The 18,393-nt window shown below is 75.1% G+C and carries 18 protein-coding genes; 6 read left to right on the plus strand and 12 right to left on the minus strand.

Annotation, left to right across the window (positions count from 1 at the left end; genetic code table 11):
* The first annotated feature begins 9 nt into the window (after positions 1-9).
* Positions 10-915, plus strand: a complete 906-nt coding sequence (locus ACIBK9_RS11025; protein ID WP_397157076.1) for an NADP-dependent oxidoreductase — start codon at positions 10-12, stop codon at positions 913-915.
* Between the two features lie 12 nt (positions 916-927).
* On the opposite strand, the gene ACIBK9_RS11030 is transcribed toward ACIBK9_RS11025, so the two are convergent.
* A complete protein-coding gene (locus tag ACIBK9_RS11030; protein ID WP_358287121.1) occupies positions 928-1,770 on the minus strand; it encodes a LysR family transcriptional regulator in 843 nt (280 codons plus the stop codon).
* Positions 1,771-1,843: 73 nt separating this feature from the next.
* Here ACIBK9_RS11030 and ACIBK9_RS11035 point away from each other — a divergent pair, with 73 nt between their 5' ends.
* Positions 1,844-3,094 carry an MFS transporter gene (locus ACIBK9_RS11035; protein ID WP_397157078.1) on the plus strand — a complete coding sequence of 417 codons (1,251 nt, stop codon included), beginning with the start codon at positions 1,844-1,846 and terminating at the stop codon, positions 3,092-3,094.
* Here ACIBK9_RS11035 and ACIBK9_RS11040 read toward each other — a convergent pair.
* A complete protein-coding gene (locus ACIBK9_RS11040; RefSeq protein WP_397157080.1) occupies positions 3,033-3,560 on the minus strand; it encodes a DUF1062 domain-containing protein in 528 nt (175 codons plus the stop codon). The two genes, ACIBK9_RS11035 and ACIBK9_RS11040, sit on opposite strands and share 62 nt — an antisense overlap.
* Before the next feature lie 165 nt (positions 3,561-3,725).
* Complete coding sequence (locus ACIBK9_RS11045) at positions 3,726-4,100, minus strand: VOC family protein (protein WP_352356769.1); 375 nt, start codon at positions 4,098-4,100, stop codon at positions 3,726-3,728.
* Between the two features lie 162 nt (positions 4,101-4,262).
* On the opposite strand from ACIBK9_RS11045, the gene ACIBK9_RS11050 reads away from it, so the two are divergent.
* Positions 4,263-5,387 (plus strand): glycoside hydrolase family 26 protein, encoded by a 1,125-nt coding sequence (locus ACIBK9_RS11050; protein ID WP_397157082.1) that lies wholly within the window; start codon positions 4,263-4,265, stop codon positions 5,385-5,387.
* Here ACIBK9_RS11050 and ACIBK9_RS11055 read toward each other — a convergent pair.
* The 8 genes from ACIBK9_RS11055 to ACIBK9_RS11090 are packed head-to-tail and all read right to left on the minus strand — an operon-like array spanning position 5,333 to position 14,076.
* Entirely contained in the window at positions 5,333-6,496 is a 1,164-nt protein-coding gene (locus ACIBK9_RS11055) for a glycosyltransferase (RefSeq protein ID WP_397157084.1), read from the minus strand. The genes ACIBK9_RS11050 and ACIBK9_RS11055 overlap by 55 nt on opposite strands.
* Entirely contained in the window at positions 6,493-7,611 is a 1,119-nt protein-coding gene (locus ACIBK9_RS11060; RefSeq protein WP_397157086.1) for a GNAT family N-acetyltransferase, read from the minus strand. Before ACIBK9_RS11060 ends, ACIBK9_RS11055 begins: the two co-directional genes overlap by 4 nt.
* Positions 7,608-8,222, minus strand: coding sequence for a hypothetical protein (locus ACIBK9_RS11065; protein ID WP_397157088.1), 615 nt, complete (start codon positions 8,220-8,222; stop codon positions 7,608-7,610). Before ACIBK9_RS11065 ends, ACIBK9_RS11060 begins: the two co-directional genes overlap by 4 nt.
* Entirely contained in the window at positions 8,219-9,319 is a 1,101-nt protein-coding gene (locus ACIBK9_RS11070; protein ID WP_397157090.1) for a glycosyltransferase, read from the minus strand. The genes ACIBK9_RS11065 and ACIBK9_RS11070 overlap by 4 nt, the downstream gene beginning before the upstream one ends.
* A complete protein-coding gene (locus ACIBK9_RS11075) occupies positions 9,316-10,029 on the minus strand; it encodes a polysaccharide deacetylase family protein (RefSeq protein WP_397157092.1) in 714 nt (237 codons plus the stop codon). Before ACIBK9_RS11075 ends, ACIBK9_RS11070 begins: the two co-directional genes overlap by 4 nt.
* Positions 10,026-11,399: a murein biosynthesis integral membrane protein MurJ gene (gene murJ / locus ACIBK9_RS11080; protein WP_397157094.1), complete on the minus strand. Its 1,374-nt coding sequence runs from the start codon at positions 11,397-11,399 to the stop codon at positions 10,026-10,028. Before murJ ends, ACIBK9_RS11075 begins: the two co-directional genes overlap by 4 nt.
* Complete coding sequence (locus ACIBK9_RS11085) at positions 11,354-12,658, minus strand: O-antigen ligase family protein (protein WP_397157096.1); 1,305 nt, start codon at positions 12,656-12,658, stop codon at positions 11,354-11,356. The genes murJ and ACIBK9_RS11085 overlap by 46 nt, the downstream gene beginning before the upstream one ends.
* On the minus strand, positions 12,640-14,076 hold the full coding sequence (locus ACIBK9_RS11090) for an exopolysaccharide biosynthesis polyprenyl glycosylphosphotransferase (protein ID WP_397157098.1): 1,437 nt from the start codon (positions 14,074-14,076) through the stop codon (positions 12,640-12,642). The genes ACIBK9_RS11085 and ACIBK9_RS11090 overlap by 19 nt, the downstream gene beginning before the upstream one ends.
* A 689-nt stretch (positions 14,077-14,765) precedes the next feature.
* Between ACIBK9_RS11090 and ACIBK9_RS11095 the strand changes: the two genes are divergently transcribed.
* Positions 14,766-15,560, plus strand: coding sequence for a hypothetical protein (locus ACIBK9_RS11095; protein ID WP_397157100.1), 795 nt, complete (start codon positions 14,766-14,768; stop codon positions 15,558-15,560).
* 106 nt (positions 15,561-15,666) lie between these two features.
* Here ACIBK9_RS11095 and ACIBK9_RS11100 read toward each other — a convergent pair whose 3' ends face one another.
* On the minus strand, positions 15,667-16,836 hold the full coding sequence (locus tag ACIBK9_RS11100; RefSeq protein ID WP_397157102.1) for an FAD-dependent oxidoreductase: 1,170 nt from the start codon (positions 16,834-16,836) through the stop codon (positions 15,667-15,669).
* A gap of 57 nt (positions 16,837-16,893) precedes the next feature.
* On the opposite strand from ACIBK9_RS11100, the gene ACIBK9_RS11105 reads away from it, so the two are divergent.
* On the plus strand, positions 16,894-17,472 hold the full coding sequence (locus ACIBK9_RS11105; RefSeq protein ID WP_397157104.1) for a TetR/AcrR family transcriptional regulator: 579 nt from the start codon (positions 16,894-16,896) through the stop codon (positions 17,470-17,472).
* Positions 17,473-17,498: 26 nt separating this feature from the next.
* Positions 17,499-18,317 carry an SDR family NAD(P)-dependent oxidoreductase gene (locus tag ACIBK9_RS11110; protein ID WP_397157106.1) on the plus strand — a complete coding sequence of 273 codons (819 nt, stop codon included), beginning with the start codon at positions 17,499-17,501 and terminating at the stop codon, positions 18,315-18,317.
* The last annotated feature ends 76 nt before the right edge of the window (positions 18,318-18,393 follow it).

Raw genomic sequence — 18,393 nt, forward strand, 5'->3', positions numbered from 1 at the left:
GAGTTGAACATGCGTGCTGTGCGGATCACCCGCTTCGGCGGCCCGGACGTCCTGACGGTAGCCGAGGCGCCGCCGCCCCGGGCCTCGGACGGCGAGGTGCTGGTGAGGGTCGTCGCCTCCGCCTTGAACCCGGTTGACGACAAGACCCGTGAAGGGGCCATCGGAGAGGGCACCCCTCCCCTGCCGACGACCCTGGGATGGGAATTGGCGGGCATCGTCGTGGACAGCCGGGACGACGCGCTGCCCGTGGGTGAACGGGTCTTCGGCATGTCCCACCAGCTCGGCACCGGCCGGGGGACGTGGGCCGACCTCGTGGCCATGCCCGTCGGCTCGCTGGCCGTGGCGCCGGCGGCGGTCAGCCTGGTGGAGGCGGCGACGCTGCCGTTGCCGGGGCTCACCGCCCTGCAGACGCTCGACTGGCTGGACGTCCGGGCGGGCGAGCGGCTGCTGGTGGCGGGCGCGGCGGGCGCGGTGGGCGGGCTGGCCGTGCAGCTGGCGCGGGCGCGCGGCGCCCGGGTGGACGCGCTGGTCTCCAGGCCGGCGCAGGTCGAGGTGGCTACCGAGCTGGGGGCCGAACGGGTCACGACCGACCCCGCCGACCTTCCGGCGGGGGCCTACGACGCCGTCTTCGACACCTTCGGAGCCTTCGCCGTCGAGGCCGTGGCCGACGGAGGCCGTTACGCCTCCGTCGCCACCCAGGCCGGGCCGGTGCCCGACCTGTCCCGTCGATCGGTCCGCACCACCGTCAACCAGGTGCGCGAGGACGGCCCCGGCCTCGCCGAGCTGGCCAAGGCCGTCGACGCGGGTCAGGTCAGGACCCGGGTCGAGGCCCAGTACGGCCTGCAGGACGTCGGTGCGGCCCACGAGCACTTCCGGCGCGGCCGGCTGAGCGGCAAGATCGCCCTGTTGTTCTGAGCCCGGCGGCGCTCAGATCATCCGGCGCAGCGCGGTCTCCACGGCGTCGATCAGCGCGTCTCCCTCGGTCTGCGGGTGCCGGGCCAGGCCGAGCTCGACGTCGGGCAGGGCGGGCAGGGCGTCCGGGTCGTGGCAGGCCATGTCCGGTTCGAGGTTGCCGGGCATGAGCGCGGCGACCCCGAGCCCGGCCCGCAGCGCCGCGAGCACCCCGGCCAGGCTGTTGCTCTCGAACACCGGCCGCCACCGCCGGCCGGTGCGGTCGAGCGTCTCCACCACCGACGTGCGCCACGCGCACGTCCCGGTGAACAGCACCACCGGCAGCGGATCGGCGGCGGGGTCGACGCCCTGGCCGACCGCCCACACCAGCGGGCGCCGCACGGTCCAGCGCGGCGGCGCCGGGAGGTCGGTCGCCTCGTCGAGCACGAGCTGCACGCGGCCCGCGTGGTAGGCCTCCCGGATCGTGACCCCGGAGAGGCTCAGCACCTCCAGCGTCGCGCCGGGGTGCAGCCGGGCCAGGTCGGCGAGGGCCTGCGGCAGCTGCGCCGCGGCCAGGTCCTCCAGCAGCCCGACGCCGCAGCGGCCGGTGAGCGCGCGCCCGGTCGCGGTGAGCGCCTGCGCGGAGAGCGACAGGATGCGCTCGGCGTAGGGCAGCAGCTCCTCCCCCGCCCGCGTCAGCGACACGCCGGACGGCGACCGGTGGAGCAGCGGGCGGCCGACCGCGCTCTCCAGCTTGCGCAACTGCTGGCTGAGCGCGGGCTGGGTGTGCCCGAGCGCGGTGGCGGCGCGGCTGATGCTGCCCGCCCGCACAGCCGTGACGAACGACCGCAGCAACGACGTGTCCAGGTCTCTGGCCATAAGCATCCATTATGCCGGGACCAACGAAAAAACGTCTTCCTATGGCCTGCGGGGATGACCTAGCGTCGCCCGGGTGACCGGATACCGACAGGTTCTCGCCGTGCGGGGGATGGCGGCGCTGCTGGGCGTCTCGCTGCTCGCCCGTGCCGCGATCACCGCCGACGTGACCGCGCTGACCATGTACGTCGTGCTGCGCCTGGACCTGGGCTACGTGGCGGCGGGCGGGGTCGCGGCCGCCCTGACCGCCGGGGTGGCGCTGGGCGGGCCACTGCTGGGCCGCATGACGGACCGGCGGGGGCTGCGCGCCGTGCTCACGATCACCGTCGCGTCGCAGGCGCTGTTCTGGGCGAGCGTGCCCGTCCTGCCGTACGCGGTGCTGCTGGGCGCCTCCTTCACGGCGGGGCTGCTGATGGTGCCGGTCCAGGCGGTGACCCGGCAGGCGATCGCCGCGATGACGACGCCGGGGCAGCGGCGAGCCGCGTTCGCACTGGAGTCGGTGCAGGGCGAGCTGGCGTACATGGTGGGGCCGGCGGTGGTGATCCTCTGCGCGGCGGAGCTGTCTCCCCAGGCCGTGGCGTGGGGGCTCGGGGCGGTGATCGTGACCGGCGGGATCGGGATCGCCCTGCTCGATCCGCCGCTGCGGGCCGAGGGCGAGGTGGAGACCGGCTCGCCCGCCCGTCCGGCGCGCCGGGAGTGGCTGGACCGCCGCATGGTCGCCATGCTGGCGATGGGGTTCGGCGCCACGGCCCTGCTCAGCGGCATCGACCTGGCCATCGTGGCCACGCTCAAGGAGGCGGGCCAGGTGTCCTGGGCCGCCGTGGTCGTGGTCGTGTTCGGCGTGACCTCCGTCGCCGGCGGCCTGGTCTACGGCACGCTGCGCTGGCCGATGCCGACGTGGCTGCTGCTCGGCCTGCTCGGGCTGCTGACGATCCCCGCCGGGCTGGCCCACGACTGGCGCTGGTTGTGCCTGGCCGTCGTCGGCGCCGGGCTGCTCACCGCGCCGACCCTGTCCACGGTGGCCGACGCGGTGAGCCGGCTGGCGCCGGCCGGCGTACGGGGCGAGGCCACGGGCCTGCAGGCGTCGGCGGCGAGCGCGGGCTTCGCGCTCGGCTCGCCGATCGCCGGGCTGGCGATCGACGCCGCACTGCCAGGTGGCGGCTTCGCGGCCGCCGGTCTGGCCGGCCTCGCCGCGGCCCTCGTCGGGCATCTGCTGTCCCGCTCCCGGCGGGCGGACGACCGCCCGCCGGGCCGGCAGCCTGGACCTACATCAGCAGAAAGGAGAAGTCCTGTTTCGTCCTCCGATTCGGTGGGATGTCGATCTTGATGCGGCGGGCGACCTCGTCCCGGCCGACGCCCAGCCCGAGGCTGATCAGCCGTTCGGGACGCAGCGGGACGGGATCGTCGAAGGCGACCGTGATCCGGACGGGCCACGGACTCTCCGGAACGGGCGGCGCGTCGAGCTCCCAGCACCCGTCCCAGTCGAGCGCGTACCGGTTCCGGCGGGCGGTCGCCGGGTCGAGCAGGGCCCGCGCCACGAGGGACGGCGAGTTGCCCGAGTACCCGGCCAGCAGGCCGGCGTCCAGCGAGCGGACCGGAACCCGGTCGTGGACGGTGAGCTTGCCGGTCCGGTCACAGGCCACGCAGTTGACCAGGAGCCAGACGTCGAGCAGCTTGCCGTTGGCGTTGACGCGGAACCGGCCGTCACCGACGGTGGCCCGCCCGGACGGACAGGCCACGCACCGCAGGACGAGCAGGGGCAGGCGGGTGCGCCGCACCACCCAGGGCAGCACGATATGAGGATGTGAAGACATGATCTCTCTGAAGACCTGACGAAGAGCACGGAGAACAGAGCCGACGGCGTCCGTCGGCGACCGATGCGCGGGAAGGTGTCAGGTCTAAAGAGCAGGCGGCGTCATGCGCGCGATGTCCTCACGAAGGGGTTGGTCAGGGGGCGCTCAGCTCAGGCGGGCGCGCAGCAGGCAGAACTCGTTGCCCTCGGGATCGGCCAGGACGTGCCACGGCTCCTCGCCGGTCTGGCCGACGTCGGCCGGACGCGCCCCGAGCTTGAGCAGGCGGTCGAGCTCGGCGGCCTGGTCGCGGTCGGTGGCGTTGACGTCGAAGTGCAGCCGCAGCGGGCCTGCCTTGGGCTCGGTGGTGGGGTCGAAGACCAGGGTGGGCTGCAACCCGCCGAACCCCTCCCGCGGGCCGATCTCCACCGAGCCGTCGTCCGGGGTGTCGAGCACGACGAAGTCGAGCACCTCGCACCAGAAGGCGGCCAGGCCGTGGGCGTCTCGGGCGGGCACGATCAGTTCGGAGATGCGGCAAGCCATGATCGGCACCCTACCGGCCGCCGGCCGCCGCCCTCCAATGCTTAACGCCCCCGGCGACGTGCGGCCCCGGCATCCGCGGCGATCACTTTGCAGTGGCTTGATCACCATCGTTCTCTCTCCGGGTACGTGAGCTGATACACCCTGTAAGGGAGGGGGCGGGCGATGACCGTGAGGATGGCATGGGTCTGCGCGCTGCTGGCCGTGGTCGCCGCGGTGATCCCGCCGGCGCTGAGCGCCAAGCGCGCCAAGGAGCCGTCCGCCGCCGCCCGCGCCGCCCGCGCCGACCTGTCGTCCGTGCCGTTCGGGGTGTTCCTCGCCTCCGACTGGCGCGGGCCGCACCTGCTGGGCGCGTTCGAGTCGTGGCTGGGGGCGGAGGTCCGGGTGGGGCGGACGTACGTGCCGGGCGAGGCGTGGAACGCGCTCGGCGGGCCGGACTTCGTCCTGCAGCCGTGGATGCGGTGGCGGGCGGCCAAGCCGGGGCGCATGCTCGTGCTCAACGTGCCGATGGTCATGCCGAACGAGGGCGACCTGCCGGACGAGGCGGTGTCGGTGCTGCTGAACGCCGGCGCGGACGGCGCGTTCGACCCGTACTTCGACCGGCTGGCCCGGACGCTGGTGGCCGGCCGCGCGCCGGACACGGTGATCGTCCCGGGCTGGGAGATGAACGGCCTGACCTACTCCAGCCGCTGCTCGGCCGACCCGCCGGCGTGGCAGGCGTACTGGCGGCGGATCGTCGCCGTGATGCGGGCGGTGCCCGGACAGCGGTTCCGCTTCGACTTCAGCCCCAACCGCGGCCCGGACGCCATCGGCTGGACCGAGTGCTACCCCGGTGACGACGTGGTGGACATCATCGGCATGGACAGCTACGACCAGGGCCCCGGCCACCGGTTCGCCGACTACGTCGACCAGCCGTACGGGCTGGAGGCGCAGGCCGACTTCGCCGCCGCGCACCGCAAGCCGATCTCCTTCCCCGAGTGGGGGCTGTTCCGGTACGGGGACCGGCCGGAGTTCGTGCGCGACATGCTCGACTGGATCGCCCGGCACGACGTGGCCTACCACTCGATCGTGGACTACTGCCCGCACGGCGTCTGGCAGTGCCCGGCCAACCCGCGCTCGTCGCGGGTGTTCCGGCAGCTCATGCGCGACCCCGGCTTCCGGCGCGGTCCGTCGGCGCCGCCGACCACCCCGCCCGCGCCCGCCCCTGAGCCGAGCGGGAGCGGGTCGCCGGGGTCTCAGCCCCGCCCGGCCGTCACCGACGCGCCCGCGGCGGCACCGCCCGCGGCCTGACCCGGCCGGGCCAGGCGCAGCGTGTGCGCCGCCAGCCGGTCAAGGGTGACGACGAGGTCGAACTCGGCCGCCCGCGACGGCGCAGCCCGTTCCTCCGCGCGCCGCACGGCCGGATCGGTCAGCCGGGCCACGATCGCCGCGGCCAGCGCCCGCGGCTCCTCCGGCTCGACGAGCGCTCCGGTGGCCGGGGTGACCACCTCCGTGAGGCCGGAAACGGCGGCCGCCACCACGGACCGCCCGCTGGCCATGGCCTCCAGCACGGTCAGCGGCAGCCCTTCCCAGCGGGAGGGCAGCACGACCAGGTCGGCGGCGGCGTACCAGGGCCGCGGGTCGGCGCCGGCCCCCGGCATGAGGACGCCGGGCGGCGCGTCGCGGCGCAGGCGGGCGAAGTCGTCCCCGTCGCCGACGAGTGCCAGGCAGGCGTCCGGCACCCGGGCCGCAACCTGCCGCCAGGACTCCACCAGCAGGTCCTGGCCCTTCTGGCGGGTGATCCGGCCGACGCAGACGACCAGCGGCGCGTGCGGGGACAGGCCGAGGCCCCGGCGGGCGGCGACGCGCTCGTCCGGCGTGACGGGACGGAACCGGGCCAGGTCCACGCCGTTGCGGACGACGGCCAGCGGGCCGCCCACGCCCGCGTCCCCGGCCTGCCGGTGCTCCCCCTGGCCGACGCAGAGCACGAGATGCGTCCACCGGGTGGCGGCACGCTCCCAGGAGGCGGCCGCGGCGGCGAGCGTGCCCCGGCCGGCCAGCCAGGACCAGCCGTGCGGCTGGAACAGCGTCGGCACGCGGCCACGCACCACCACCCGGCCGACCAGCCCGGCCTTGGAGGAGTGCAGATGCACCACGTCGGGACGGAACCGGCGCACGATGCGACGGAGGACGGCGGCGGCGGCCAGATCGGCCGGATGCGGCGCCCGTACGGCGGGCCAGGGCAGATGCGACAGCCCGAGGGCGGCGAGCCGCTCGCCGAGCGGTCCGCGCGGCGGCGCGGCGACGGCGACCGTCCAGCCCCGCCGGCGCTGGTCGGCGCAGGCGCTCTCGACGTAGGCCGCGACGCCGCCCTCGGTGGGCTGGGTGACGTGCAGCACGCGCGGGGTGAAGGTCGTCATCGCGGCCTGCGCAGGACCCGGTCGAGCGCCTCCCAGCGGCCCCGGAGCGCCCGGCCGCGCACCCGGGCGCGGGCGGCGAGGGCGTAGAGCGTCGCGGCCGGCGTCCTGGCCAGCAGGAGCCGGTTGCTGACCGCCGGCCGGCCGCCCCATTTGGTCTTGTGGGACTCGGCCCCGCGCAGCAGCGACATCGTCGGCCGGCCCAGCCGGTGCGCGAGCCCGAGGTCGGTGCGCAGCAGCATGGTCACGACGTCGATCTGGCCGCGCAGGTCGGGGTGGGTGCCGTAGAGGTAGCCGCCGACGAAGTCCTTGCCCACGAGCAGCAGGTCCACCGCGACGACCCGGCCGTCCAGGTGGTATTCGGTCAGCTTGGCCTGCCGGTCGGTCAGCAGCCGACGGGCGGCTCGGGCCAGGTGGGCATGGAAGCGCGGCCTGGTGTGCTCGACGTTGATGCCACGGCCCTGCCACTGGAGGGCGTGCAGGTCGAGCAGGCGCGCGACGGCGTGCTCCGCCTCGTCGGCCGGTACGTCCCGGACCTGGATAGGGGCGTCGTCCACGCGTCTGAGCTCGCGGCGCAGCTTGGTGCCGTTCCTGCCGGGCAGCCCGGCGAGCAGCTCGTGGAGGGGGACGCCGGGCAGTTCGACGCAGGTCGAGGCGGGCAGCCGCCAGGAGCGGCCCGGCCAGGCCGCCGCGAGCCGTTCGGCGTCGGCCCCCGGGCGCACCTCCGGCAGGTCGAGCACGTCCCATCCGGGCAGCTCGGCCAGGGCCCGGCCGAGCGCCGCCGCCAGGTCGGGGTCGCCGTCCTCGATCAGCACGTCCGTGTAGTCGGACTGGTCGCCGCCGAGCGGCCGCAGGACGCGCAGCCCCGCGCGGCGGACGGTCATGACGGGGGCCGCGGCGACCAGCCGTCCCCGCCGGCGCAGCAGGACCACGTTCAGGCCCGGGTCCTCGCCGTAGGTCTCCCACCAGGACGACAGCCAGGCGTGCGACTGGAACGGCGTCGCCGCCGGGGAGCGGTCGTGCAGGCCGGCCCACTCCCCCGCCAGGGCGTGCAGGCGTTCCGCGCCGGTCACGACCTCGGTGGCCAGGTCCGGGGCCTGGCGGATCGCGGTGGTCATGCCGACGCCGTCTCGGCCGGCCGGCGCGCGGGCGGGACCTGCCGGTCGTCCTGCCGTGGCCCGGCGGGGGCAGCCAGCCAGATCAGGGCGGCCAGCAGCAGGCCGCCGGCCGTGCTGACGGCGGTGGCGAGCAGGGGCCGCGGCGAACTGGGCGTGGCGGGCGGCACGGCGGGGGCGAAGCTGGACAGCCGGACGCCGGTGTCGGCGCTGTGCCGGTTGGCGTAGGCGGTGAGCGCGGCCGTCGCGCTGTTGGCCCGCCGGGCGGCCTCGTCAGGGGTGCCGGCGAGGGCGGCCAGCCGGATCAGCGGCGCGTCCGGCGAGGCCGACGCCTGCAGCGTGGTCCGCAGCAGCTCGCCGTCGGCCAGGTAGGCGTCGCCGGTCCCGGCGAGCAGGCCGGGGTGGACGGTCACCCTGGCGTAGGCCTGCGCGAATTCGGCTTCCTGGGTGGGCACGCCCTGCCGTACCGAGCTGACGACCGCGTAGGCGTCAGCGGTGTAGACGGGCTCCTGGGTCAGCGAGTACGCCAGCCCCGCCCCCATGCCGATCAGCGGGAGCGCGAGCAGGGACCAGGTGCGGAGCGCGCCGGCGGCGCGCTGGACCGGGTGAGTCATGACAGCCTTTCCTGGTGGCGCCTGGTGAGCAGGCGGTCGTAGAGGTCGTGCAGGCGCCGGGCTTGCCGGCGCACGTCGTAGCGGTCGAGGGCCGGGAGCGGCGGCAGGCGGGTGCGCGGTCCGTCACGGAGCGCGGCCAGCTCGGCGGCCAGCCGGTGGGGCGGCACCCGGCGGGCGCCGGGCACCGACCCGGGGGGCAGGTCGTCGATCGCCGGGCAGGCGCCGTACAGCACGGGCAGCCCGGCGGCGAGCGCCTCGACGACGGCCAGGCCGAACGTCTCCTCCTGCGAGGGGGCGGCCAGCACGTCCATGGCCGACAACAGGGCGGGCACGTGCACGCTCTCCCCGGCGAAGACGACGCGCCGCCCGACGCCGAGCCGCTCGGCCAGCGAGCGCAGCCGGGGTTGTTCCGGCCCGGCGCCGACGAGCAGCAGCACCGCGCCGTCCAGCCGCGGCAGCGCCTCGACCAGCAGGTGGAAGTTCTTGCCCGCCACCAGGCGGCCGACCCCTCCGACGACGAACGTCTCCGGCGGGATGCCCAGGCTCAGCCGGGTCTGGCCCGCGGCGCGCGGATCGTGGCGGAAGGCGGCCAGGTCCACGCCGTTGGGGATGGTGACGACGCGCGAGGGCGGCAGGCCCCAGCCGTGCAGCCGGTCGGCCACGGTGGGCGAGACGGCGACGACGGCGTGCGTCAGCCGGGCGCTCGCCCGGTACAGCGCGCGGACGGGCGCCGTGACCGGCCGTCCCTCGATGTGCCGGGCCCCCGCCGAGTGCTCGGTGCTGACGACGACCGGCACGGCGGCCAGCCGGGCGGCGAGCGGCGCGTAGACGCAGGCGCGGTACAGGTGCGCGTGCACGACCTGGTAGCGGCCGGCGCGCATGAGGGCGGTGAGCCGGGGCAGCGCCCGCAGGTCCCGGTTGCCGCCCATGCCGACGGCGCGTACGGGCGTCCCGGCGGCGCGGATGGCGTCGGCCAGGGCGCCGGGCCTGGTCAGGACGGCGACCTCGCTGGCGCAGTCCATGTGCGGCAGGAGCGTGCGCAGTTGCTGCTCGGCCCCGCCGGCGGCCAGCCCGGTGATGACGTGCAGGACCTTCATCGGGGCCGCCCCCAGCGCAGCCGGTGGCAGGCGGTCTTGGCGAGCAGCCGGGCGGCGGTGTCGCGGTCGCCGACGTAGCGGCGGGGCAGGGCGTGCGTCCCGGCGAGCCGGCCGGGGCGGACGGCGCAGGCGTGCTCGTAGCCGGCCTGCCGGACGGCGGCGACCTCGCGGGCGGTCAGCTCGCCGTAGGGGTAGGCGAAGCCGGTGACGGGGGCGCCGAGCACGTCCTGGAGCAGGAGTTTGCTCGTGGTGAGCTCGTCGGCCAGCTCGCCGGGGGCGGCGGCCGGCAGGTGGGGGTGGCTGTGGGTGTGGGAGCCGACCTCCATGCCGGCGGCGGCCACCCGGCGCAGCGTGCCGGCGTCCATCAGGGGGCGGGGGCTGACGCCGCGGTCCCAGGCGTTGTGGCCGCCGATCCGGCCGGCGACGACGTACACGGTCGCGGTGAAGCCGTATCCGGCCAGCACCGGGACGACGTCGGTGGCGAAGTCGGCGTAGCCGTCGTCGAAGGTGAGCCCGACGAGCCCGCGCCGGTCGCCGGGATGGTTCAGCAGTTCGCGCACCGACACGCCGCGCAGCCCGCGCCGGGCGAGCCAGCGTATGTGCGTGGCGAAGCGCTCGGGGGTGACGACGATGTCGAAGGGGTCCTCGCCGCGCTCGGCGACGGAGTGGTACATCCAGATGAGCGGCAGCGCGCCGGTGCGCGTGCTCATACGCGCTCTCCTTCCCTGACGGTCGTGACGGCCCTCCGCAGCGGCGACAGGCCGAGGCGTTGGAGACCGGCCAGCATGAGGGCGGCGGTCACGGTGATCCCGGCGGCGTTGGCCAGCGCGATGCCGCCCTGCGCCATGCCGGGGACGAGCGCCACGGCCAGCGCCGCGGTGAGGGCCAGCCCGGCGGCCATCGACAGGGCCGGGTACCACAACCCGCGCCACCCTCCGGCGCAGAAGTAGGCCCGGCAGACGACGCCCACGACGGTGTGGCCCAGCAGGCCGATCGCGTAGAGCCGCAGGACGTGCTCGGTGGCGGTGGCGGCGGCGTCGTCGAAGGCGCCGCGGTGCAGCAGCACGCCCACGATCGCGGGCGCGAAGGCGACCAGCAGCGCGGCGGCGGTGACCGTCACGGCCGCCGCCGTCGCCAGGTCGCGGGCCAGCAGCCGCCAGGCCCCGCGGGTGTCGCCCGCGGCGATGCTGCGGGCCAGGTGCGGATAGGTGACGGTGGCCAGCATCAGCGAGACCACCATCGGCACCTGGGCGATCTTCTGGGCGTAGTTGAGATGGGAGATCGCGCCCGCGGGCAGGTCGGCGGCGAGCACGCGCTCGACCAGCACCTGGCCCTGCCGCAGCAGCGCGAAGGCGATGATGGGCAGCAGCGCGGCGACCGGCAGCACCAGGCGCCGGGGCAGCCGCCGGGGCAGGCCGACCCGCCGCAGGTACGCCGGCGCCTGCATGGCCACCATGAGGACGGCGCCGGCGGCGACGCCCCACGCGGCGGCCCGCACGCCGAGCGCGTCGTGCCAGATCGCCAGGCAGCCGACGAGCGCCAGGTTGTAGGCCAGGCCGGTGGCCGCGGGCGGGCCGAAGACGTGGTGGGCCCGCAGGGCCGCGCTGGCGTACCCCGCCAGCGCGAACGGCAGGATGCAGCCGCAGCAGATCCGCCAGCACTGGACGGCCAGCCCGCCCTGGGGCAGACCGGGGGCCAGCGCCGTCACCAGCCAGGGCGCGCCGGCCGCGGCGCAGACGGCGACGGCGGCGAGCGCGGCGGCCAGGGCGGGCAACGTCCGCTCCACCAGCGCCGCCCGCTGCCGCGCCCCGGACGCCGTGCTGAACAGCGGCACCAGCCACAGGGCCATCGCCCCCTCGATGAGCAGCGGCGCCGCGGTCTCGGGCACGGTCCAGGCGATCAGGAAGGCGTCGGTGTCGGCGTTGGCGCCGAACAGCGCGGCCATCAGCAGGTCGCGGACGTAGCCGAGCGCCGAGCCGGCGCCGACGAGCATCGCGGTGAGGGCCGCGGCGCGCAGGTCGGCCGCGCCCCGGCTCAGCACGCGGGCCGCCGCGACGGGGACGCGGCGGCGCCGGTCCATCCCGTCGCCAGGCCCAGCATGACCGACATGACCAGGCTGGTCGCGCCGCCGATGTCGGCGTAGGCGAAGTCCACCGCCAGCCACGTCACGAAGCCCGCGGCGGCCAGCCCCGCCGGGCCGGATCGGCCGGGCCGGGTCAAGGTGCGCACGAGGGCCCCGCCCACGAGCAGCGCGAATGCCGTCAGGCCGAGGAGCCCCTGCTCGCTGAGCACCAGCAGGTACATGTTGTGCGGGGACAGCAGCGGCTGGCGGCGGTATCCGCCGGCCGGGTCCTCGACGTCGCTGCCGGAGGACAGGGCCAGCGGCGCGTAGGTGTCCCGCCAGGCGGCGAACCCCTTGGGGCCGACGCCGGTCACCGGGTGGTCCCGCCACATGCCGGCCGCCGCCTGCCAGAGCTGGTACCGGTCGGCCACCGACCGGTCGGGCTGGTCCACCGAGGAGGTGATGGAGGCGACGCGCTCGGCGATGACCCCGCCGCCGGGCCCGACCAGGAGCGTCAGGAGCACGGCGGCGGCCACGGCGGCCACGGCGGCCCGCGCTGCCAGCCGCGCGCCGCGCAGCACGAGCATCACCGCGACGGCGCAGGCCACCGCGAGCCAGGTGCCGCGGCTGAGCGACATGACCAGCGGCGGGCACAGCGCCGCCGCCGCGACCAGGGCGGCGGCGCGCCGGGCCGGTCCGCCGGTGAGCGCGACCGCCAGAGCGATGATCAGCCCGAAGCTGACCACGCTGGCCAGCGCCATGACCTCGCCGGCGCCGAAGGTGCCGACCGCGCGGATCGGCAGGCCCGCGTAGGAGGCGCCGCTGCCCGTGAGCGCCTGCCAGCAGCCGAGCCCGGCCTGGACGATCGCCACGGCCGCGACGGCTCCGCCCACCAGCAGCAGGTCGGACCGCTGCCGCACCGCCACCGTCACCGCGACGGGGACCAGGACGAACACCTGGAGGAACCGGGCCAGGCCGGGCAACGCCAGCAGGAAGTCGGGCGCCGCGAGGGCGGCCGCCGTCGCCGCGAGCGCCGCGGGCGCGGCGAGCAGGGCCCACCGGCCCGGACGCGCGCCGCCGCGCGCCAGGCTCACCGCGACGGACGCCAGCAACCCCAGCGACATCAGGTCGGCGATCCGCGGCTGGACGACGTCGGCGGCCTGCGGTCCGGCGGGCACGCACACGGCGATCACGGTCAGCGCGGCCCACACGCTGGGACGGCCCGGCAGGCGGCACAGGGACGGCAGGAACGCCCTGATCACGATCGTCCCGGCCACAGCAGGCAACCGACCGTCCGGATCAAGATCTTGATGTCGCGGCGCAGGGACCAGGTGTCGATGTAGTGGTTGTCCAGCCGCGCCCGGTCCTCGATCGAGGTGTCGCCGCGCAGGCCGTGCGTCTGGGCCCAGCCGGTGAGGCCGACGGGCAACCGGTGGCGGCGCCCGTAGTGGTGGTCGCCGCGGGAGAACAGCTCCACGAAGTGCGGCCGCTCGGGCCGGGGGCCGACCAGGCTCATGTCGCCGCGCAGCACGTTCCACAGCTGCGGCAGCTCGTCCACGGAGCAGGAGCGCAGCAGCCGGGCCGCGCGGGTCAGGCGGGGGTCGTCGTCGATGCTCCAGCGGGTGTCGGACTCGCCGGCGCGCAGCGGGGCGAACGTGCGGAGCTTGATGATCTCGATGGGCGTCCCGGCCATCCCCACCCGGACCTGGCGGAACAGCACGCCGGGCCCTCCTTGCCCGCGCAGCAGCAGCATGCAGGCGGCCAGCACCGGAGCGCTGACGACCAGCCCGGCCGTCGCCAGCACGACGTCCAGGGCGCGCTTGAGCGGCCAGGACGCGCGCCGCTGCGGCAACGGCCGCATGCGCAGCATCGGGAACCCCCGGACGTGCTCGCCGTCGGGGACGAAGTCGACCAGCACGCCGCCGGGTTGCGGCGCCAGGTACACCGGGTACCCCGCCTGCCGGGCCTGTTGCGCGAGCCGGTGGGTCTGCTCCTCGCCGCCCGGCGGCGGGGCCAGGACCACCACGCGGGCGCGGTGCCGGCGGGCCATGGCGAGCAGGGTCTCCGGATCGTCCACGATCGGCTCGTACGGGGCCTGGCCCAGCACGTCGCAGGCGCCGCCGACGGGCAGCAGGCCGTACTCGGTGTGCCGCACCAGGGTCAGCGCGAGGTTCCTGGCGTGCGCACCGGACCCGACGACCAGCGTGGGCACGCATGCGCCGCGGCGGCGGGCCTGGCGCAGCACCGCGCAGACCAGCCCCCGCCCCACCAGCGTCAGCCCGAGGTAGACGGCGACGATCCGGGCCGACTCGCCCGTCCAGACGGCCAGCGTCGTCTGATGGTCGAGGGCGGCGACGGTCAGCGCGCCGGTGATGGCGGTGGCGCATCCGCCGCGCCACATCCACCCGTCCATCACGGACGGCGACAGCCGGATCCGGTACGTGCCGCCCGCCAGGTTCAGCAGGACGAGCAGCCCCGCCGCCAGGCCGGCGAGCAGCGCGCCGTACCCGGCGTCGAGCACGGGCGCGGCCAGCGCGGCGGCGTCGACGCTCGCGTCGGCGAAGGAGCAGATGGTCCAGCATGTCACCGGACGCCGCCGGCCGGGGGCATGGCGGGGGGCGCCTCGCTGCGACAGCAGCATGCCCTTGGACGGGGAGTGCGGGAAGGGTTCCTCTTCCCGAAGGGGTGTGACCATATCTGCTCCACTGCGGAAAACAACGGCGATCAATTCAGAGCGTGATATCCACGAACAGGGGGTGGATATGGCTGTCTTACTTATCGCGAAAATTCGCTCATCTTTGGCCTCCATTCCGATAATCGCCCCGATTCGCGGGCAGCGACCAACTTACTTGGAGCGTTCACGGGTACGGCCGTGTGGACGGGATGGCGTCCCACAAAGATTGCGAATTTTCGGGTGTCGCGAAGCTCTGCCATTTGTCCCGGTTCGCCGTTCAGGTAGCGATGAAGATCTTTGCCGGGCCATGGCGACGGTATGACGCCGCAGGACGTCGCGGTAGATCAGCGGGGGGCCGGCGCTCGCTGACCGGGGCCGGCGACTGAGCCGCAAAATGCGGACATAGCCCGAATTGGCAATATTGCCGCGCTCAGGGAATCCGGCAATAGAGACATTCCGTCCGTCGATTTCAGGACGTTTCTCGCAGCCGGTACGGCCGACGTCCCTGGAACGGCTCGCGGACGCCTTGCGAGCCCTCGCGCCGGCGGCAGTCTGCGGAGCTGCCGGAGTGGATCGGGGGGCGGAGGACGTGAGCGCCTGGCCCTGCGCGCCCCGGTGCGGGCAGGTGACAGGGGGCACGTAGGTCGGAATGACCATGCGTTGAGCTCGCCTTTAAGGCAACTGAAAGATCGTTTCCTAGCGTGGCCCGCATGAGATTCAGCCCGTTCCTGGCGGCCGTCGCCGCCGCCATGCTCCTCGCGCCCTCCCCTGCCACGGCCACGGCCAAGGCCGCGGCCCCTGCCGCCGAGGAGTCCGACCGCGAGATCGTCCTGGCTCAGCTCGACTACACGACCGGGCTGTCGGTGACCTTCACCGACAGCGTCCCGTCCGACGAGGTCGGGATGGTCCAGACCGGCCCGATCGGACGCGCCCCCCTCATCGTCCTTGACGACGAGGACACCCTCCTGGAGACCTATCTGGAGGTCACCCCGCCCGACGTCGCGGTCCCCCGGCGTCTCGTCGAGGACCACGGCGCCGACCCGCCCGCCGAACTGCAGCGGCGCAGGATCACCAGCGAGCCGGTCACGGCTGGCGGCCTGACCGCCCCGGCGAGCGCGGTCCGCTCCGGCCCGGCGAGCTGCACCTGGTCGATCTTCGGCTGGACGCTCTGGCACGACGACGGCGTGCCCGGCCTGCCGGCCAAGTCGTACAGCACGTTCGACTTCGGCGGCTTCAAGCAGAAGATCGCCGAGAGCTACGTCGCCAACTGCACCCCGCCCGGCTCGACGACCAACCTCTGGGCCCGGCACCGGGTCTACTACCGGAACGCCCTCGGCAACTTCGTGAAGCATTTCGAGGGCATCGTGCCGCCGGGGTACGCCCAGGCCGTGACGAAGAAGGGCAAGATCAAGCGGCACCGCACGGTCTCCTACGACGACGGCTGGAACGCCGACCCGGCCTGCTTCACCTGCCTCTACTCCCGGGAGGGCCGTTTCCGCAGCTAGCACCAAGCCCGGCGGCCGCTTCTCGCGCAGCGCGCGAGAAGCGGCCTTCTGCACGTCCACGAACGCGGCCCCGGCCCCAAAGTGGCCGGCGTGGGGCCGGAGCCGGTTACGACGGCGAGGCGGCGCCGCTCTGGACGCGCCAGAGAGCGGCGAGCTGCCGGGTGGCCAGCGCGGACGGCACCGCGCGCAGCAGGGCGTCGCGCAGCACCGCGGCGAGGCCGGTCCGGGTGGTCAGCCACGACTGCCGGGACGCCGCCCGCATCATGCGGTTGGCGCTGGGCCTGCGCTCGGCGTCGTAGCGCAGCAGCCGCCGGGCGGCGTCCGCCGGCTCGGCGCCGGTCAGGTGGCGGGTCAGCGCGGCGGCGTCCTCGAAGGCCTGGCTGGAACCCTGGCCGAGGTCGGGGGGCATGGCGTGCGCGGCGTCGCCGAGGAGCGCGATCCTGCCGACCGCGTACGAGGGCAGGGGCGCGGCCAGGTGGGTGATCGGGTCGACGTGGATGTCGGCGGGCGGGGTGGCCTCGATCAGTGTGGCGACGAGGGGATGCCAGTCGGCCATCAGGGACGACATCTGCCGGCGTGCCTCCGCCGCGTCCGGCGGCTCGCCGTGCAGGGCGGAGTCGGTGAACCAGTAGAGCAGGTCCGCGCCGACGGGATACAGGCCGAACATCGCCCCGTTGCGGCGGTCGACCAGCTGGCTGGTGAGCAGGTCCGCGGGCAGTCCGGGCGGACGGGGCAGCATGCCGCGCAGATCCAGCCGGCCGGTCCGCCGCAGTCCGGGGTGGCCGGGGAAGAGCTGGGCGCGCAGCCTGCTGCCGATGCCGTCGGCGGCGATCACGGCGTCCGCTCTGGCGACGGGCCCACCGCCGGCGATCACGGTCACCCCGGCGGAGTCGGGCTCCAGGCGTTCGACCGAGGTGGAGGTGCGCACCAGCTCGGCGGGCAGCGGGGCGCGCAGTGCGCGGTGCAGCCGCGCCCGGTCGATGATGACGGGTATCCCGATCTGCTCCCGCACCCGGTCCATGTCGGTGATCAGCAGTGGCCGTCCGCGCCGGTCGCGCAGCCCCCCGCGGCCTTCGTGCACGACGTGTTCGCGAACCTCCTCGCCCAGCCCGAGCGCGTCCAGCGCCCGCAGCCCGTTCGGCATGACCACGATCCCGGTTCCCGCCTCCCTGAGCTCGGCGCCGCGCTCGACGAGCGTCACCTCGTGCCCTCGGCGGTGCAGCCCCACCGCGGCCGCCACTCCTCCGAGCCCGGCGCCGACCACCACGATCTTCACAAGTTCTCCCCATTCACTACGATCGTACTAGTACGTCTGTTGGTTTAGCATGGCCGTATGCCGCCCACCAATCCGGCCCGTCGCCGCGCCCTGACCGATGCCGCCATCACGCTGCTGGCGTCGTCGGGCGTGCACGGGCTGACCCACCGCGCGGTGGAGAAGGAGGCGGACCTTCCGCCGGGGACCGCCTCCAACTACTTCCGCGACCGGGAGACGCTGCTGGTGGCCGCCGCGGGGCGCGTCGTCGAGCTGCACCTCGCCGACACCGGCCGGGCCACCGACCTGGCCGCCGGGCAGCCCGCGACACTGGCCGACCTGCTGACCGAGTCGCTGCTCACGGCGGCGACCACGCTGCGTGACCGCTATCTGGCGATCTTCGAGCTCCAGCTGGAGGCCGTGCGCCGTCCGGCGCTCGCCGCCGCCCTCGCGGGCCTGTCGGGCATGGCGGCGCGGATCACCGCCGGGCAGCACGACAAACTCGGCCACCCCGTCCCCCGCGAGCGGATCCCCACGCTCATCGCGCTCTACGAGGGCGCCCTGTTCGGGCTGGTCACCGCGCCGAACGTGGACAGGGACGCCGTCCAGTCCCTGGTCCGCGCCATCCTGGACGGCTGCGGACACGCTACTGTTCTGTAAACGGAACACTTGTGACGAGGAGCCACATGACGTCCCAGGAAGACCCGGCCGCTCCCGGCCGGGACATGCACGCGGGGTCCGCCGGTCCGGAGGCGCCCCTGGCCGGGCAGGTGGCGATCGTCACGGGCGGCTCGGCGGGGCTCGGCCGGGCCATCGCGCAGGGTCTGGCCTCCGCCGGCTGCACGGTGGTGGCCGTCGGCCGGCGGTTGGCGGCGTGCCGGGAGGCGGCGGCCGAGATCACCGCCGCGACCGGCGTCGCCGCCTCGGGCATGGCCTGCGACGTCACCGACGAGCACGCGGTCCAGGCTCTCGTGCGGGACGTCGTCGCCGCGCACGGCCGCCTGGACGTGCTGGTGACCAGCGCCGGGATCCAGGCCCGCGGCGAGCTGGAGACCCTCGACGCCGCCACGCTGCGCCGCTGCCTCGACGTCAACGTCGTCGGCACCTTCCTCGCCTGCCAGGCCGCCGTGCCGGTGATGCGCGAGGCCGGGTACGGCCGCATCGTCACCCTGGCCAGCGCTCTCGGGCTCGTCGGCGCCGCGGGCCGGGCGGGCTACGCGGCCAGCAAGGGCGCGGTCGTCCAGCTCACCCGCAGCCTCGCCGTCGAGCTGGCGGGCACCGGCATCTGCGTCAACGCCCTGGCCCCCGGCCCCTTCCGCACCCCGCTGAACGAGGGCGTCGAGGACGACCCGCACGTGCGGGAGTTCCTCGACCACCAGGTCCCCATGAGGCGCTGGGCCGACCCGGGCGAACTCGTCGGCGCGGCGGTCCTGCTGGCCGGTCCGGCGGCCTCCTACCTCACCGGCGCCGTGCTGCCGGTCGACGGAGGCTGGACCGCCCACTGAAGGCGTCCGGCCGCTGTCTGATCCCACGAAGCCCGGGGTGCTCTTTGGTGTCCCGCACGATTCGGTCCCGCCGCAC

It is taken from the genome of Nonomuraea sp. NPDC050227 (assembly GCF_044459705.1).
In the GTDB taxonomy this organism is placed as follows: Bacteria; Actinomycetota; Actinomycetes; order Streptosporangiales; family Streptosporangiaceae; genus Nonomuraea.